Annotated in this window: 2 tRNA genes and 1 rRNA gene; all 3 read right to left on the bottom strand. The window is 49.9% G+C overall.

The window, feature by feature from the left end:
* Positions 1-11: 11 nt before the first annotated feature.
* A tRNA-Ala gene (locus tag DB48_RS03835) sits at positions 12-87 on the bottom strand.
* A 53-nt stretch (positions 88-140) separates the two neighbouring features.
* Positions 141-217, bottom strand: a tRNA-Ile gene (locus tag DB48_RS03830).
* 69 nt (positions 218-286) lie between these two features.
* Positions 287-343, bottom strand: a 16S ribosomal RNA gene (locus DB48_RS20265); the annotation flags it as partial.

The following is a 343-nucleotide window of genomic DNA, read 5'->3' as shown; positions in this document are numbered from 1 at the left end:
CAAAGAGCAAATGGTGGAGCTATGCGGGATCGAACCGCAGACCTCCTGCGTGCAAGGCAGGCGCTCTCCCAGCTGAGCTATAGCCCCATTTACATGCAGCGAGAATATACGTTTAATACCTAATCTTTCCGTAGAAAGATTGGTGGGTCAGAGTGGACTTGAACCACCGACCTCACCCTTATCAGGGGTGCGCTCTAACCAGCTGAGCTACAGACCCAACGTCATTCTCTATCTTCTATCAAGTAATCTGTGTGAACACTCAACAACTATTAAATCATCGTATAGGTAAGGAGGTGATCCAGCCCCAGGTTCCCCTAGGGCTACCTTGTTACGACTTCACCCC

The sequence above is a fragment of the Shewanella sp. cp20 genome (assembly GCF_000832025.1).
GTDB lineage: Bacteria > Pseudomonadota > Gammaproteobacteria > Enterobacterales > Shewanellaceae > Shewanella.
The sequence above is the reverse complement of the archived record's forward strand: the minus strand, read 5'-3'. Positions and strand labels throughout refer to the sequence as shown.